This is a genomic window from Mesorhizobium sp. CA5 (genome assembly GCF_020165105.1).
In the GTDB taxonomy this organism is placed as follows: Bacteria; Pseudomonadota; Alphaproteobacteria; order Rhizobiales; family Rhizobiaceae; genus Mesorhizobium.
The window spans coordinates 60,423-77,124 of the sequence record NZ_JAIUHJ010000014.1; the positions used below are offsets into that span (position 1 = coordinate 60,423).

Annotated in this window: 10 protein-coding genes and 1 pseudogene; 8 read left to right on the forward strand and 3 right to left on the reverse strand. The window is 64.9% G+C overall.

What is annotated here, in order from left to right; translation table 11 throughout:
* Positions 1 to 52: 52 nt before the first annotated feature.
* The gene (locus tag LB529_RS18940; protein ID WP_224711958.1) at positions 53 to 4,075 is read right to left on the reverse strand and encodes an SEL1-like repeat protein; all 4,023 of its coding nucleotides are present in this window, start codon (positions 4,073 to 4,075) and stop codon (positions 53 to 55) included.
* A gap of 450 nt (positions 4,076 to 4,525) precedes the next feature.
* Between LB529_RS18940 and LB529_RS18945 the strand changes: the two genes are divergently transcribed.
* From LB529_RS18945 to LB529_RS18975, 7 genes and pseudogenes are all read left to right on the forward strand, one after another.
* The gene (locus LB529_RS18945; RefSeq protein WP_224712013.1) at positions 4,526 to 4,990 is read left to right on the forward strand and encodes a MerR family transcriptional regulator; all 465 of its coding nucleotides are present in this window, start codon (positions 4,526 to 4,528) and stop codon (positions 4,988 to 4,990) included.
* 234 nt (positions 4,991 to 5,224) lie between these two features.
* Positions 5,225 to 7,021 (forward strand): acyl-CoA dehydrogenase, encoded by a 1,797-nt coding sequence (locus LB529_RS18950; RefSeq protein WP_224711959.1) that lies wholly within the window; start codon positions 5,225 to 5,227, stop codon positions 7,019 to 7,021.
* A gap of 52 nt (positions 7,022 to 7,073) precedes the next feature.
* Positions 7,074 to 8,246 (forward strand): acyl-CoA dehydrogenase family protein, encoded by a 1,173-nt coding sequence (locus tag LB529_RS18955; protein WP_224711960.1) that lies wholly within the window; start codon positions 7,074 to 7,076, stop codon positions 8,244 to 8,246.
* Between the two features lie 33 nt (positions 8,247 to 8,279).
* Positions 8,280 to 9,488, forward strand: a complete 1,209-nt coding sequence (locus LB529_RS18960) for an acetyl-CoA C-acetyltransferase (RefSeq protein ID WP_224711961.1) — start codon at positions 8,280 to 8,282, stop codon at positions 9,486 to 9,488.
* 14 nt (positions 9,489 to 9,502) lie between these two features.
* Entirely contained in the window at positions 9,503 to 11,722 is a 2,220-nt protein-coding gene (locus LB529_RS18965; protein WP_224711962.1) for a 3-hydroxyacyl-CoA dehydrogenase NAD-binding domain-containing protein, read from the forward strand.
* A gap of 228 nt (positions 11,723 to 11,950) precedes the next feature.
* Entirely contained in the window at positions 11,951 to 12,592 is a 642-nt protein-coding gene (locus LB529_RS18970; protein WP_224711963.1) for a helix-turn-helix transcriptional regulator, read from the forward strand.
* 11 nt (positions 12,593 to 12,603) lie between these two features.
* Positions 12,604 to 13,487, forward strand: a pseudogene (locus tag LB529_RS18975) (thermonuclease family protein).
* On the opposite strand, the gene LB529_RS18980 reads toward LB529_RS18975, so the two are convergent.
* On the reverse strand, positions 13,450 to 15,099 hold the full coding sequence (locus tag LB529_RS18980) for a lysine--tRNA ligase (protein WP_224711964.1): 1,650 nt from the start codon (positions 15,097 to 15,099) through the stop codon (positions 13,450 to 13,452). The pseudogene LB529_RS18975 and the gene LB529_RS18980 sit on opposite strands and share 38 nt — an antisense overlap.
* A 214-nt stretch (positions 15,100 to 15,313) precedes the next feature.
* Between LB529_RS18980 and LB529_RS18985 the strand changes: the two genes are divergently transcribed.
* The gene (locus tag LB529_RS18985) at positions 15,314 to 15,727 is read left to right on the forward strand and encodes a tellurite resistance TerB family protein (protein ID WP_140845694.1); all 414 of its coding nucleotides are present in this window, start codon (positions 15,314 to 15,316) and stop codon (positions 15,725 to 15,727) included.
* 77 nt (positions 15,728 to 15,804) lie between these two features.
* Here LB529_RS18985 and LB529_RS18990 read toward each other — a convergent pair whose 3' ends face one another.
* The gene (locus LB529_RS18990) at positions 15,805 to 16,656 is read right to left on the reverse strand and encodes a transporter substrate-binding domain-containing protein (protein WP_411962542.1); all 852 of its coding nucleotides are present in this window, start codon (positions 16,654 to 16,656) and stop codon (positions 15,805 to 15,807) included.
* Positions 16,657 to 16,702: the final 46 nt, after the last annotated feature.

Here is a 16,702-nt window from a genome sequence, read left to right on the forward strand (position 1 = left end):
CAGTTAACAGGCAAATGTGTGGCAGGGCGTCGCATATGCGACGCGTCCGCCGTTATTTGTGCGCCAAGAGCGCCTTGACGAGCGGCGCGTCGATCTCGCCCGTCGGCTTCATCTTGTTGTCGGTCTGGAAGGCCATGATGGCGGTCTTGGTCTTGCCGCCCATCACGCCGTCGGCGCCGCCGGCATCATAGCCGTTCTTGTTGAGGATCAGCTGGATGTTCTTCACCGCCTTCTTCATATCGATGCCGGCGGTCGTCTGCGGAGTGCTGTCCTGCCAGGACTCCGGAACGTCGGCCGAGTTGGCGGCCGCGTTGAGCGGCTTGGCCTTCCACAATTCCGTGGCGGCGCGCGCCCGCTCGAGCTGTTCGGGCCTGAGCGCATTGGCGATCTCGTCGCGCTTGGCCGCAGCGTCCTTGTCGCCGGTCTTGGCGACGAGCGCGAACCACTTGTAGGATTCCTCCAGGTTCTGTTTCATGCCGACGCCCTTGGCGGCCAGGATGCCGAGGTTGAACTGGCTGTCTTTGACGCCGAGGTCGGCGGCTTCCTGGAACCAGTGCGTCGCCGATTCATTGTCGGTCACGCCGTCCGCCGCCATGGCGAACAGCACCGCCAGATTGTGCATGGCGCTGGCATTGCCCTGTTCGGCGGCGAGCTGGTAGTAGGTCTTGGCCTTCTTGATGTCGCGCGCGACGCCGATGCCTTTTTCGTAGAAATTGCCGATGCGGTATTCGGCCGGCGCGAAGCCGAGCTCGGCCGACTGCTCGTACCATTTGGCGGCCGCCTTCATGTCTTCCTTCACGCCGCGCGATTCCGCATAGCGCGAGCCGATCTCGAACAGCGCCTTGGCGTCGCCGCCGGCGGCCGCGTCGTGCAGCGCCACCGGACCGATTTCGGAAGGGATATCGAATTTGGCCGCGGCTGCCTGGCTCCCGGCCGGCGGCACGGCGCCTGTCGTGTCGACGGAAGTGGCCGTCGGTGTGCTGGCGGCGGCGCCCTCGGCTGCCGGACTGGCCGTCATGGGGTCCTTGGCCATCGGCTGCGTGTCGCCATCCGTATCCGCCGCGGAGACGGCTGCGGCGGCGGGTTCGGGCGGCGTTGCCGAAGCCATGGGAGCCGGCACCGGCGCGGCAGGCGCAGCAAGCGCCACTGGCGCGGGCGCCGGTTCGGCGGGCATGGCTGCGGCATTTTCGGGACTGGAAGACGTAGAAGCGGCGAGTGCCGCGTCCTTGACGGGCTCGGCCTGCCTGACGGGCCGGGCCGGGCCGCTTTCGTCCTGTGCTGTTTCCGTGTCGACCGTCTGCGGAGAGACGACCGGTGCGGACTGGTTGTTGGCCGTCTCGACCGGATCTGACAAAAAAGCCTTGCCCAACTGCAGGCCGGCCAGCGCCATCATGATCGCGGCCGCCGCCATCAGGATCGGCTTGCGCCGCGCCTTGAGCAGGTCGCCTATCCTCAGCGCCTTCACCGGGCCGGTCAGGGTCGATTGCCGCTTCAGCGTGTCGGCTTCCGCGGCTGCGGCCTGGGCCGCGCGGCGGGCCGCGGCGATGAAATCGGACTTGGCGGCATCGCTCTCGTTGCGCTTGACCGGCTGGCCGCCGCGCTCGTCGCGCACGCGTTTCATGATAGCGTTGAGGTCCGGCGCGCCGGAACCGGGCTCCAACGGCCGGTTGGCGGCCTTGGGGTCGAGCGGCTCGTCGATGTCGACGCTTGGCACGTCACCGACCGGCGCAGAGCCGGCAAGCGGCTGCGTGTCCGCATCTTTCTTGCCCTTGAAAGCGCGCGCCAGGCCGCTGAACATCGATCTCCTGCGGCCGGCCGTCTCGCTCTTGTCGCCGATCGCATCCGGCCCGAGGGCCGCCATGGCTGCTGCCGCCGCGGCCTCGGCAGGCGTGCGCGGCGCGTCTGGCTCATCGCGCATGATCGCAGCCGCACGGCCTTCGAGACCGGCCATGTCCCCCGTGAGCGGCAGCGGCTGGTCGATATCCATCGAAGGCGCGTCCTGCACCGCGATCTTACCGCCGCGGCCGCCGCGCTTACCGGCCGGCTGCGGATCCACCAGTTCGCTGACCGCTTCGCTGGTCTCGTCCGATTCGAGCGAACCGAGCCTGTCGACGATCTTGAGCAGCGTATCGTGGATCGCCTCGAATGTGCGCGAGTTGCGTTCGTCGGAGCGGCGGGTGAGCGCTTCGAGCGTCTTCAGGTCCTGGGCGAGGCCGGCAACGGCGGTCGCGTTGCTCTGGGCCGTGCTGGACGTCGACTCGGCAAGCGATCTGACGGCGCTCTCGGCCGCCTCGCGCGCCACGGTCAGGATGGAATCGCGCGTGCCCGCCAGCGACTTCTCGATCTCGTTGAGGCGCGGGCTGATGTCCTCGAATTCGGGCAGCGGCGTGCCGGGCTTGGAAAGATGCGCCGACAGGCCGGCGACCTGCGCCTCCAGGCTGCGGATCAGCGCCGGATCGATGCCCGCGACCTGCTGCGCGGACATTTCCAGCCGGCTGGAAATATCCTCGAGCCGGCTTTCCAGCCCGCGGATCGCCGCGTCGTTGGCGGGATCCGGCGTGCGTGTCTCGATGCGCTTGGCCAAAGCGGTGAAGCGGGCGTCGATCGCTTCCATGATGCCGGCGCTCTCATCCTGGCGCATGCGCTGGTCGAGCCGGTCCGCGACCTCGTCCAGCCGACGCTCTAGATCGCGAAACAGCATATTGCCCTGTTCCATCGCATCGCCCTGGCGGCGCTCGATTAACATGGACAGTGCCTCGAAGCGCTGTTCCAGGCCTTGGAAGATATGATCGGCGTCGGGCATGGCCTGCGCGCGGTCCATCTTGTCGGTGATCAAGGCAATCTGCTTGCCGAGCCGCTCCATGGCCTGCTCGGGCAGGTCCGCCCTGCCGGCCAACTGGTCCACACGGCTGGTAAGGAGGTTGAGGTGATCGATGACTTCCGCACCGGGCCGGGACTGCGCGACCTCTTCGATCTGCGCCGCCAGGGAGGCCATGCGCTTCTCGATCCGGCCGAAGGTCTCGGGGTCGAAGGCATTGGCCTGCGCGGCTACCGTCGAGGCGACGATGGCGCGGGAAATCTCGTCCAGCCGCTCGTCTATCATGGCCAGCGTCTCGCCGCCGCGCATGGTCTGCTGGCCCGCGAAACGGTCGACCGCGCCGGCAAGCGTGCGCACCTTTTCCTCCAGCGAGCGCAGCGAAAGCGATTCCGGCAGGTTGTTGACGGCGCTGCTGATCTGTTCGAGCCGGTCGGTCAGCACCGAAAGGCTCGGGCCTTCCGCGCGCTTGCGCTGATCGGCGTCGACGCGGTCTTCGAAGGCGCTCCAGCGGCGGTCGAAATCGTCCCAGCGGCGGTCGACCTTCTGCACGCTTTCCTCGCGTGCCAGCGTGTCCAGCGCGCCCTTCACCTGTTCCAGTTCCAGCCGCAGCAGGTTGACGCTGCGGTCGTCGCTCTTTTCGGCCAGTGTCTGGATGGCGCCCGAAAGCCGCTCGAATTCGAGACCGAGCTCGGCGCTGCTCTTATCCGGCAGGCCGTTGGCGCCGCGCTGCATAGCGCGGTCGATGTCCTGGCGAAACGCCTCGAATTCGCGCTGCAGGCCGGCGGTCATCTGGTGGCGCAATTCCTCGCGCAGCCCGCGCAATTCGACGGCGATCTTGCCGACCATGGCGACGCTGTCTTCCTGGCCGCGCACCCGGTCGATGTCACGCGCGATCGCCTGATAGCCTTGGTCGAAGGCGGGCGCGGCGGGCGCTGGATTTTGCGGCGCGTGCGGTTGCGGCCGCTGATACTGTGAGCCAGGATTCTGCGCCGCCGGGTTCTGCGGCGGCCGGTCCAGGGGTCTTTGCGCGGCATAGGTGTCTTCGTACCAGCGCGGCTGACCGTAAGGCTGCGTGCTTGGATAACGCGGCTCGACCGCCGGCCGCCGCAGGTCGGGGCGATCGGGCATGTCGGCGCGCGTGCGGTCCAGCCGCTGCTCCAGCGTTTCGAGCGAGCGGTTCAGTTCTTCGAGCGAGGCGTGCGGCCGGCGTTGCCTGCCGGCATTGAGTGTATCGAGATAGGACCGCTTGCTGTTCATCGATGCGCCCGTGTTCAGAATGGCCGGCCGGAGGCCGGTCTCCCATTAGCCTGCCGGAAACGAAGCGAGCCGAGCGGTTTTGCTGCGGAGGAAGACGGGCTTCCCGGGTTTTCACCCACGCTTCGAAAACCGTGAAAAATTCTCTACAGGATAAACACGGGTGACCGACATGCGCACATTTCGCCCAACGTGGTAAACAAGGCGTTAACCAAGCTTAAGAAGTCGCGCATAATCGTGAGCCGCCTGGCGGGTGCGGCATAAAGCTCCGTTTTGACAACGCCCTTGCGTCACCCTGCGGCTGTCGTTATAGAATTGACGTAAACGTAAAAGGTGCGAAGCCGTGCCTCTTGCGATTGACTTGTTGCAACCACGATTGGAAGCACGCCCCCGCTTCCATTCAGGCGACGCTTGGTCCGCGACCGCGACGCCGCCAGGGGAAAGCCAGTGACCATGAAACTTATTTCGCCCGGCGAAGCCGCGGCCAATACTAATGACATCCCGGTCGAAGCCGGCGAGGAATTCGTCCGCATCGGCGAGATGGCCAAGAAATACGGTGTGACGTTGCGCACGCTGCGTTTCTATGAAGACAAGGGCCTGCTCAATCCGCATCGCGACGGCTCGACCCGTCTCTATACGCGCCGCGACAAGGCTCGCCTGAAGCTGATCCTGCTCGGCCGCAAGGTCGGGTTCTCGCTGCGCGACGTCAAGCAGATGATGGATCTCTACGATCCGACCGGCACCAACACCAGGCAGTTGCGGCTGGCCCTCGACAAGTCGGAGAAGCAACTCGCCCGCCTGCAGAAGCAGCGTGCGCTGATCGACGACGCCATCGGCGAGTTGAGCAACTCGATGTCCATCGTGCGCCAGATGCTCGTCGAGCGCAGCGCGGCGCCGCAGGCCAGCGCCGCTGGGTGAACGCACGCGTTCAACCGCGACAATCCGAAAACTGAAAGCCGCGTGGCCATAGCCGCGCGGCTTTTTTGTCGCCACAATGCCTGACCGCTCACAAAAATTTCCGGCTGCGACGAAGTTGACGTTTACGCAAACGTCAATATTTGCTATCGGGGCATCGACATTGGCCCCGGCCTCCTGTCCAGGACGTGGACAGCAACTTGCCGGCCGGCCGGGACTGCAAGGGTGGAGGAAGGCATGACGAACTACAGGGCGCCGATCCAGGACACGCTGTTCGTGCTCAATGATGTGCTGGGCTATCAGCGCTATTCCAATCTTCCGGGCTTCTCGGATGCGACGCCCGACGTGCTCGAGGCGATCCTCGCCGAGGGCGCCAAGCTGGCCGAAAACGTCATGCATCCGCTGAACCGTGTCGGCGACATGGAAGGCTGCGTGCGCCATGATGACGGCTCGGTAACGACGCCGAAGGGTTTCAAGGACGCCTACGACCAGTATCGCGAAGGCGGCTGGATGGGGCTTGCGGCACCCGTCGAGTTCGGCGGCCAAGGCCTGCCCTACACGGTGCACCAGGCTGTTTCCGAATATATGGTTTCCGCCAACATGGCGCTGATGATGTATCCCGGCCTGACGCAAGGCGCCATCGCGGCGATCGTCACCCACGGCACGGAGGAGCAAAAGGCGACATGGCTGCCCAGGCTGATCGAGGGCACCTGGACCGGCACCATGAACCTGACCGAGCCGCATTGCGGCACCGACCTTGGCCTGCTGCGCACCAAGGCCGTTCCCAACGGCGACGGCAGCTACAGAATCTCCGGCCAGAAGATCTTCATCTCCGCCGGCGAGCACGACATGGCGGACAACATCGTCCACCTGGTGCTTGCCCGCGCCGAAGGCGCGCCGGAAGGCGTCAAGGGCATCTCGCTGTTCATTGTGCCGAAATTCAAGCTCGATGCCTCGGGCAATCCCGGTGAGAGGAACACCGTCTCCTGCGGCTCGATCGAGGAGAAGATGGGCATCCACGGCAACTCGACCTGCGTCATGAATTATGACGAGGCGGAGGGCACGCTGCTCGGCGAATTGAACGGCGGCCTGAAGGCCATGTTCACGATGATGAACGAGGCCCGCCTCGGCGTCGGCCTGCAGGGGCTTTCGGTCTCCGAGATCGCCTACCAGAACGCCGTCTCCTACGCCAAGGACCGCCTGCAGGGCCGCTCGCTGTCGGGCGCCAAGGCGCCGGACAAAAAGGCCGACCCGATCATCGTCCATCCCGACATCCGCCGCTCGCTGATGACCATGAAGGCCTTCAACGAGGCCGGCCGCGCGCTGGCGCTGTGGACGGCGATCAAGTCCGACGTCGCGCATCGCTCCGGTGACGACAAGGACCGCCAGGCGGCCGACGACTACACCGGCCTGATGACCCCGGTGGTCAAGGGCGTGCTCACCGACAAGGGTTTCGACCACGCGGTCATGGCGCAGCAGGTGTTCGGCGGCCACGGCTACATCGAAGAACACGGCATGAGCCAGTTCGTGCGCGACGCCCGCATCGCCATGATCTATGAAGGCGCCAACGGCATCCAGGCGCTCGACCTCGTCGGCCGCAAGCTGGCGCAGAATGGCGGTCGCGCCGTGCAGGCCTTCTTCAAGGAAGTCGGCGAGTTCTGCGAGGAAAACCGCACTGATGAGAAGATGGCGCCCTTCACCAAGGCGCTGAAGAAGGGCCTCAACGACCTGCAGGCGGCCACCATGTGGCTGGTGCAGAACGCCATGGCCAAGCCCGACAATGCCGGTGCGGCCTCGAGCGACTACATGCATCTCTTCGGCCTGGTGGCGCTGGGCTACATGTGGGCGCAGATGGCGAAATCCGCTGAGGCGAAGCTCGCGGACGGCGCCAACGGCGCTGGCGCGTTCTACGACGCCAAGCTCACGACCGCGCGCTTCTTCATGGAGCGCGTCATGCCGGAAACGGCGGCGCGTCTCGCCCGCATAACGAGTGGCGCGGACACGCTAATGGCGCTGCCGGCGGAAGCGTTCTAGGTTTGGCGGGCCGGCACCGCCGGCCCACAAGTGTCGGAACGCGGAGGAAATCGTGGCGTCAAATCCAGCCGAAATTCTTGGTCTTCCGAAGCCTGCCTGGGCGGCGGACGAGGTCGGCATGCTCTACGACATGGCGTCCCGCTTCATGGCAGAGGAGATCGCGCCACGTTACGACGAGTTCGAGAAGAACGAGATGTTCGACCGCGAGAGCTGGCTGAAGGCGGGTGCTGCCGGACTGCTCTGCGCCTCGATGCCGGAGAAATACGGCGGCTCGGGCGGCACCTTCGCGCATGAGAGCGCCATCATCGAGGCAATCGGCCATGTCGGCGTCGACGGCTTCGGCATCGGCCTGCACAATTCGATCGTAGCACCATACATCCTGCATTACGGTTCCGAAGAGCAGAAGCAGAAATGGTTGCCCAAGCTCGCGACCGGCGAGCTGATCGGCGCCATCGCCATGACGGAGCCCGGCGCCGGTTCCGATCTGCAGGGCGTCAAGACCCGCGCCGAGAAGGACGGCAACCATTACAAGATCAGCGGCTCGAAGACCTTCATCACCAATGGCCAACTCGCCAACCTGATCATCGTCGTCACCAAGACAGATCCGGACAAGGGCGCCAAGGGCACGTCGCTGATCGTCGTCGAGACCGATGAGGTGGAGGGCTTCGAGCGCGGCCGCAACCTCGACAAGATAGGTCTGAAGTCGAACGACACGTCCGAGCTGTTCTTCAACGACGTGCGCGTGCCGACCTCCAACCTGCTCGGCCACGAGGAAGGCAAGGGCTTCGTCCAGCTGATGCAGCAATTGCCGCAGGAGCGGCTGCAGATCGGCACCGGGGCGATCGCCATGATCGAGCGGGCGCTGGCGCTGACCATCGACTACGTCAAGGAACGCAAGGCCTTCGGCAAGGCGGTCATCGAGTTCCAGAACACCCAGTTCAAGCTGGCCGAATTGAAGACCGAGGCCACGATCGGACGTGTCTTCTACAATGACTGCGTCGCCCGCCATATCGACGGCGGTCTCGACCCGGTGACCGCCTCGATGGCCAAATACTGGCTCAGCGATCTGCAGGGTAAGGTCGTCGACGAGTGCCTTCAGCTGCACGGCGGCTATGGCTACATGAATGAATATCCGATCGCCCGCATGTACCGCGACGCCCGCGTCCAGCGCATCTATGGCGGCACCAACGAAATCATGAAATTGCTGATCGGGCGCTCTCTGTGAGCGCGGCGGCCGGCAAAGCCAAGGAGCACGAAAATGACTGAGGCTTACGTCTATGACGCCGTGCGCACGCCGCGTGGCAAGGGCAAGAAAGATGGCTCGCTGCACGAGGTGCCGGCGGTGCGGCTCGCCGCAAGGACGCTTGAGGCGCTGCGCGACCGCAACGGGCTCGACACCGGCAATGTCGACGACATCATCTTCGGCTGTGTCGATCCGGTCGGCGAGGCGGGCTCCGTCATTCCGCGTGCAGCCGCCTTCGAGGCCGGCTACGCGACCTCGGCGCCCGGCATGCAGATATCGCGCTTCTGCGCCTCGGGTCTCGACGCCATCAATTTCGGCGCCGCCAAGATCGCGCAAGGGGCGGATGAGATCGTCATTGCCGGCGGCGTCGAATCCATGTCGCGCGTCGGCATGGGCATGTCCGGCGGCGCCTGGTTCATGGACCCTTCCGTCGGCCTGCCCGGCTGGTTCGTGCCGCAGGGCATCTCGGCCGACCTGATCGCCACCAAATACGGGTTTTCCCGCGACGACGTCGACGCCTACGCCGTCGAGAGCCAGAAGCGCGCCGCCAAGGCCTGGGGCGAGGGCCGTTTCAAGAATTCGGTGATCCCGATCAAGGACCAGAATGGTCTCACCATCCTCGATCATGACGAGCACATGCGGCCCACGACCGACATGCAGTCGCTAGCCTCGCTCAACCCGTCCTTCGTCATGCCCGGTGAAATGGGCGGCTTCGACGCGGTCGCCGTGCAGAAGCATCCCGAGGTCGAGGAGGTCAACCACGTCCACCATGCCGGCAATTCCTCGGGCATCGTCGACGGCGCCGCCGCCGTGCTGCTCGGTTCCAAGAAGGCCGGCAAGGCGATGGGACTGAAGCCACGCGCGCGCATCCGCGCCTTCGCCAATATCGGCTCGGAACCGGTGCTGATGCTGACCGGTCCGGTCGACGTCACCGAGAAGCTCCTGAAGCGCGCCAAGATGAAGCAGACGGACATCGACCTGTTCGAGCTCAACGAGGCCTTCGCCTCGGTCGTGCTGCGCTACATGCAGGCCTTCGACATCCCGCACGACCAGATCAACGTCAATGGCGGGGCGATCGCCATGGGCCACCCGCTCGGCGCCACCGGCGCCATGATCCTGGGCACGGTGCTGGACGAGCTGGAGCGCCGCGATCTCAACACCGCGCTGGTCACGCTCTGCATCGGCGCCGGCATGGGCACCGCAACCATTATCGAACGCGTCTGACGGGGAGAGAAGAGATGAGCTACACCAATTTCACCCTCGACGTGGACGCCGACGGCATAGCGCTGATCACCTGGGACATGCCGGACCGCTCGATGAACGTCTTCACCGAGGAGGTGATGCGCGAGCTGAACGCCATCGTCGATCATGTGGCCGGCGATGCCGCCATCAAAGGCGCGGTCATCACCTCGGGCAAGGACAGCTTTTCCGGCGGCGCCGACATCACCATGCTGCAGAAGATGCTGGCGACCTTTGCCGTCGACAAGGAGAATGACCTCGAGAAGGCGACCAAGGCGCTGTTCGACAATGCCGGCTATATGACCGGCCTGTTCCGCAAGATCGAGACCTGCGGCAAGCCGTTTGTGTCAGCGATCAACGGCACCTGCATGGGTGGCGCCTTCGAAATGTCGCTCGCCTGCCATGGCCGCGTTGCCGCCGATTCCGATAAGGTGAAGATGGCGCTGCCCGAAGTGAAGATCGGCATCTTCCCCGGTGCCGGCGGCACCCAGCGCGTGCCGCGGCTGACCGACCAGCAGCAGGCGCTGCAGATGCTGACCACCGGGCAGAACTTGACGCCGCAAAAGGCGAAGGCGATGGGCCTGATCCACGAGATCGCCGAGCCTTCGAAACTGGTCGAGACCGCCAAGGCGATGATCCGGAACGGCCTGAAGCCGGTCGCGCCCTGGGACGAGAAGGGTTTCAAGCTGCCGGGCGGCCCGATCTATTCGGCGGCCGGCGCCAATCTCTGGCCGCCGGCGATCGCCATCCTGCGTCGCGAGACCTACGGCAACTATCCGGCCGCGGCCGCGATCCTGAAATGTGTCTACGAAGGCCTGCTGGTGCCCTTCGACACGGCGCTCAGGATCGAGCAGCGCTATTTCACCGAGATTATGCAGTCGAAGGAAGCGGCGGCGATGATCCGGTCGCTTTTCGTCTCGCTGCAGGAACTGAACAAGGGCGCGCGCCGCCCTGCCGGCGTGCCGGACACCAAGTTCAAGAAGATCGGCATTCTCGGCGCCGGCTTCATGGGCGCCGGCATCGCCTATGTCACGGCCAGGGCCGGCATTCCGGTGGTGCTGCTCGACCGCGATCTGCCGTCGGCCGAGAAGGGCAAGGCGCATTCCGACAGCCTGATGGCCGATCAGGTCAAGAAGGGCCGCGCCAAACCCGAGGACAAGGACAAGCTCCTGTCGCTGATCACGCCGACCGCAGACTATGCCGACCTTGCCGGCTGCGATCTCGTAGTCGAGGCGGTCTTCGAAGATTCGAGCGTCAAGAAGGAAGCCACCGAGAAGGCCGAAGCGGTGCTGAAATCGTCGGCGATCTTCGCTTCCAACACGTCCACCATCCCGATCACGGCGCTGGCGAAGAATTCGGCGCGGCCGAAGAACTTCATCGGCATCCACTTCTTCTCGCCGGTCGACAAGATGATGCTGGTCGAGATCATCCTCGGCAAGAAGACGGGCGACAAGACCTTGGCCGTCGCCTTCGACTTCGTGCGCGCCATCAAGAAGACGCCGATCGTCGTCAACGACACGCGCGGCTTCTACGTCAACCGCTGCGTGCTGCGCTACATGTCGGAAGCTTATAAGATGCTGATCGAAGGTGTGCCTGCCCCGATGATCGAGAACGCCGCCAAGGCTGCCGGCATGCCGGTCGGCCCGCTGGCGCTGACCGACGAGACGGCCGTCGACCTTGCTCAGAAGATCATGAAGCAGACCATTAGGGATCTGGGCGACAAGGCCGTCGATCCCAAGCAGATGGCGCTGATCAACACCATGGTCGACACGCATGGCCGCTTCGGTCGCAAGAACGGCAAGGGTTTCTACGATTATCCGGCGAAGCCGGCGAAGAAGAAGCTGTGGCCAGGCCTGAAGGATCTCTATCCGCAGCTGAAGCCCGAGAAGGTCGACTATGAGGAGCTGAAGCAGCGCCTCTTGGTGGCCATCGCGCTGGAAGCGGCCCGGGTGATGGAAGAAGGCATTGTCACCGATCCGCGCGAGGCGGACGTCGGCTCGATCCTCGCTTTCGGCTTCGCGCCTTTCACCGGCGGCGCTGTGTCCTACATCGACGGCATCGGCGCCAAGCGTTTCGTCAAGATCGCCAAGGGGCTGCAGAAGAAGTATGGCGCCGAGTTCAAGGCGCCGAAGCTTCTCCTCGACATGGCCGAGAAGGGCGAGACCTTCTACGAGCGCTTCGACCCTTACCGGAAGGGCGAGGTCCGAGAGGCGGCCTGATCAACCCAAGATGTATGTCTGGGGGCGAATGGCCCGCACCATGGCCACGGCGTCGAGCCGTGGCCCTTACAGGGTCGGCGACGAAAGCCGGCTCGATTAGTGTGCCGAACCAGGCCCATCTGTGCCTGCGTTCACTTTCCATCCCGGTCCGCCGCTACCGGTGGACAATGGTGTGGTCGCGCGCTAGACAGGCTTGAGGCATTTTTTCCTGTTTGAAGGAGTGCGCGCGTGCTCTCACACGACCGCGTATGGGCCGCCATTGACGCTCTCGCCGAGCGCTATTCGCTATCGGCTTCCGGTCTTGCCCGGCGCGCGGGCCTCGATTCGACGGCCTTCAACAAGTCGAAGCGCCTGTCTTCCGATGGCCGGCCGCGCTGGCCCTCGACCGAATCGCTGGCCAAGATCATCGAGGCCACCGGCGCGTCGCTCGAGGAATTCACCGGACTGGTCGAAGGGCGCGGCGGCGCCTCCATAGCCCAACAGCGCAGCGCCGTCCCGTTGCTTGGTTTCGCCCTGGCCGGCGCGGGAGGCTTCTTCGACGATGCCGGCTATCCGGCAGGGCAGGGCTGGGATCTGGTCGAGCTTCCGGCGCGGGCGACCGAGACGTCCTACGCGCTGCAGGTGCAGGGCGATTCCATGCTGCCGCTCTACCGCAATGGCGATGTGCTGATCGTCGAACCGGGCGCGCCGACGCGCAAGGGCGACCGTGTCGTCGTCAAGACCACCGCCGGCGAGGTGATGGCCAAGGTGCTCGACCGGCAAACGGTGAAATCGATCGTGCTGGTTTCGCTCAACCCTGCCCATCCGGACCGTGACATTCCGACGCGCGACATCGAATGGATGGCGCGCATCGTCTGGGCGAGCCAGTAGGGCAGGGGCCGGTGCGGCTTCTTCAAACAGCTCTGACGATTCTGGCACTTCCCGTGATGGCGGCTCTCGTTGTTGCCGGCGGACGCACGGTCAATGGCCACGAAAGCGGCATCACGGTCGATCAGATCGATCCCATCGCCGATGCGCTTCCCACCGGCGGCGACACCCCTTCCGCTTCTGATGCCGCGCAAGAGCCCGCGACCTCGGCCATCCCGGCGCCGGCCGCTCCGCGCCCACTGAAGCCTGCCGCTCATTCGAGGGCCATCGATCCCGACGTCGTGGCGCCGCCGGACCTGTCGGACCAGGAACTCGAACGGGTGGAACCGCGCGCGCCGCTCAGTGATCTGGCGCTGGCCGGGCCGCCCAAGCCGCCCAAAACGAAGATGCCAGGCGATTGGAACGGCACAAAATTGTTCCAGCCGGTCGCCACCGCCGCCGGGCTCATCGAGTCGAAGGGCTACGCGGTCGCCGTGTCCGGCGTGGACGTCGTCAAGGCCGACGAAACCTGTAGCGACGCGGGCAAGAGCTGGGCCTGCGGCACGCGCGCCAGAACAGCCTTCCGCGCCTTCCTGCGTGGCCGTGCGGTCGCCTGCACGGTGCCGCCGGACGGCGGTCGCGACATCATTACCGCCGAATGCCATATCGGCAACCAGGACATCGGCCAGTGGTTGGTCGAGAATGGCTGGGCGCGCGCGGCGCAAGGCGGTCCCTATGTCGAGGCCGGGGACAAGGCCCGCGCCGCAAGGAAAGGTATTTTCGGCCCGGCGCCGAAGCTTGATGGCTACCGGCGCTGCCGGCCGCGTCAGGGCCGGCGCCGGTCGCGCCGGATTCGATCCTGCCGGCCGATGGCGGCGCGGTTACGCCGCCAGTTGACCAGCCAGCGCCCGCTCAATGAGCGCGCGTGTTTCGGCGATGCCGTAAAGCGCCGCGAAGGAACCAAAGCGCGGCCCGCGTTCCTGGCCGATCAGCACCTGGTAGATCATCTGGAAGAAGGCGACCGACACGCCGGGTCCGCCTTCCGGGCTCTGCTTGGAATGATCCTGGTAGCGCTCGATTTTGCGCGCGACATTGAGCGCGGCGTTCTGGATCGCTTCGCCGTCGGCGCCCTGCGGCAGCGCGCCGAGCGCGTCGGAGAGCTTGGCCAGCGCCTCGCGCTCCACCTCGTCGGCGGCGCGGTAGACCTTGGTCGGCTTCACGAAGTCGTCGAAATAGCGGATCGCGTAGCCGGTCAGCCGGTCGAGCTCCGGATGCGTCTTCGGCGTCACGCCCGGCGCATGCCGCGAGATGAAGCCCCACAGCACCGCTTTGTCATGCGCGTTGGAGGCGCTGACTAGGTTGAGCAGCAGCGCGAAGGGCACCGGCAGGTCGATGGCCGGCGGATTGCCGTCATGCATGTGCCAGACCGGATTGCCGAGCCGCTCCTTCCAGTCCTGGCGCGGATAGGCGCCAAGGAATGCGTAATACTCGTCCACCGCCTTCGGGATGACGTCGAAATAGAGCTTCTTCGCCTGCCGCGGCCGCTGGTACATGTAGAGGCCGAGGCTCTCCGTCGGCGCGTAGGTCAGCCATTCGTCGATGGTCAGGCCGTTCCCCTTCGACTTCGAAATCTTCTGGCCTTCCTCGTCGAGGAACAGCTCGTAGACGAAATGCTCCGGCGCGCGTCCGCCGAGGATGTTGCAGATGCGGTCGTAGATCGCCGCGTTGGTCTGGTGGTCCTTGCCGAACATCTCGAAATCGACGCCGAGCGCCGCCCAGCGCATGCCGAAATCCGGCTTCCATTGCAGCTTCACACGGCCGCCGGTGACAGGCAACGTCGTCTCGGTGCCTTCGTCGTCGAAGGTGATGGTGCCGGCCTTGGCGTCGACATTTATCATCGGCACGTAGAGCACGCGGCCGCTCTTCGGCGAGATCGGCAGGAACGGGCTGTAGGTCGCCTGGCGCTCCGGCCCGAGCGTCGGCAGCATCACGCCCATGATCTCGTCATAGCGTTCGGCGGCGCGCCACAGCACCTCGTCGAAACGGCCGGCCTTGTAGTACTGCGTTGCGCTGGCGAATTCGTAGTCGAAGCCGAACGTGTCGAGGAAGCGGCACAGCATCGCATTATTGTGGTCGGCGAAGCTCGCATAGTCGCCGCCGAACGGATTGGGCACCGAGGTAAGCGGCATATGCAGATAGGGCTCAAGCGCGGCGCGGTCCGGCACGCTCTCCGGGATCTTGCGCATGCCGTCCATGTCGTCGGAGAAGCACAGAAGCTTGGTCTTGACCTTATCTTGCGTCAGCACCCGGAAGGCATGCCGCACCATGGTCGTGCGCGCCACCTCGCCGAAGGTGCCGATATGCGGCAGGCCGGACGGGCCATAGCCGGTCTCGAACAGGACGGTCTCGGGAAAGTCCTTGCCCTTGTAGCGGGCGATGACTTTCTTCGCTTCCTCGAACGGCCAGGCCTTGCTCTCGGCCGCCGCGGCAAGCATCTCGGGAGTGAGATCGATGATGTTTGATCCCGTCATGTCAAAGTTCCAGTCATGGCCGTCTTCGCGGCGGATAAGGTTTTGTCGACCGGTCTCTAGGCGTGACAGGCTGGAGCGTCAACGATTTGCGGCGCTTTTCCTTGCGACGCCGCGATAGCGCTCCTACGTTCGGGCCCATCATCCAGTGCATGTCATCCAAAAGTGTGTCACGGTTTTGGAAAGATGACATGCGCGCCGCCTTCAGGAGTTTTGAATGCCTTCATTGACGCCGCACGAAGCCCTGATCCACCTGATGGTCATCACATCGGCCTCCGATCGCGACATGACCGATGTCGAGCTGCAGCGGATCGGCGACGTCGTCCGCTCCTGGCCGGTGTTCGTCGACTTCAACCAGGACAGGCTGGTTGCAGTGGCGCAGGCGTGTCAGAAGGCGCTGCATGAGAAGGACGGGCTGGAAGGCGTGCTGGCGCGCGTCGCCGAGGCGCTGCCGGAGCGGCTGCGCGACACCGCTTATGCGGCTGCTTTCGAGGTTGCCGCCGTCGATCTCGAAATGCGCATGGAGGAAGTGCGCGTCCTCCAGCTCATCCGCCTCAAGCTCGACCTCGACACGCTGACCGTCGCCGCGATCGCCCGCGCGGCCAAGGCGCGCTTGCGCTCGCTGACATGAAGCAATCCAGGAAAAGTCTGAGCGGTTAGGCTCGGCGACTTCGCCGCGCCTTCTGTTCGGAATTGCTGAATAACCGGTTAGAAAAAACTCACCGGGAAATAGCGCAGGTAAAACTCGGCGAAGGTGCCCTTGATCGAGATTTCCTGCAGCGCGTAGTCGAAGGCGGCGGCAAGCGCTGTGTCGTTCTTGCGGGTGGCGATCGCCATGCCCGAGCCCAGATATTCCGGCGCCAGATACGGACCGCCGGCGAAGCGGCAGCAGCCGGCGGCGTCCGAGCCGCCCAGCCAGAAAGCAAAGCGCATGCCATCGCCGAAGGCGGCGTCGACCTTGCCGGCCTTGAGGTCGGCATAGAGGTCTTCCGGTGTGTCGAAGGTCACCACCTGCACGGTGTTAAAGTAGTCCCGCAGCATTTTCTCATGCGCCGAGCCGGCGACGACGCCGACCCGCTTGCTGCGCAGCTTGTCGAGGATCGGCTCGGCGAAGGCCTTCGCCTTGGGCATGATGAAGCGCGCCGGGAATTGCATGTAGGAGCGCGAGAAGGCGTATTTCTCGCGGCTGTCCGGCGTCGCGGCGATGCCGGCGATGATCGCCTCGCCTTCGCCTTTCTGCAGAGCATCGTCCAGTTCGTTCCACGGCAAAGCCTGGACCTGGCATTTTTCGGCGACGCCCAGTTCCGCGCAGATCGCCCGCGCCAGATCGATGTGGAAACCCGACAGGCGGCCGGCGCCGTCGAGGAAGCTGAACGGCGGAAAATCGGTGGTGGTGAGGAATCTGAGCCGCGGCAGCGCGGAAAGATCGGGCTTCGGCAGCCGTTCCTTGGCGTCCCACAGCACCGGCACCTGCGGCTCCGCTGCCTGAGTCGGTCCGGCAAGGGGCAGCGCGCCGGTCAGTGCCGATATCAGGGCCAGAAATATCCACCGCAATTTCACGATAAGGCTCCGCCCAGACAGCTTTCTTGGCTTTTCGTATGAAAAG

Bases quoted from the DNA above. Each gene is read 5' to 3' on its own strand.
- LB529_RS18980 (WP_224711964.1), bottom strand. From the start codon at position 15,099: ATGACGGGATCAAACATCATCGATCTCACTCCCGAGATGCTTGCCGCG.
- LB529_RS18940 (WP_224711958.1), bottom strand. From the start codon at position 4,075: ATGAACAGCAAGCGGTCCTATCTCGATACACTCAATGCCGGCAGGCAA.
- LB529_RS18985 (WP_140845694.1), top strand. From the start codon at position 15,314: ATGCCTTCATTGACGCCGCACGAAGCCCTGATCCACCTGATGGTCATC.
- LB529_RS18945 (WP_224712013.1), top strand. From the start codon at position 4,526: ATGAAACTTATTTCGCCCGGCGAAGCCGCGGCCAATACTAATGACATC.
- LB529_RS18960 (WP_224711961.1), top strand. From the start codon at position 8,280: ATGACTGAGGCTTACGTCTATGACGCCGTGCGCACGCCGCGTGGCAAG.
- LB529_RS18950 (WP_224711959.1), top strand. From the start codon at position 5,225: ATGACGAACTACAGGGCGCCGATCCAGGACACGCTGTTCGTGCTCAAT.
- LB529_RS18965 (WP_224711962.1), top strand. From the start codon at position 9,503: ATGAGCTACACCAATTTCACCCTCGACGTGGACGCCGACGGCATAGCG.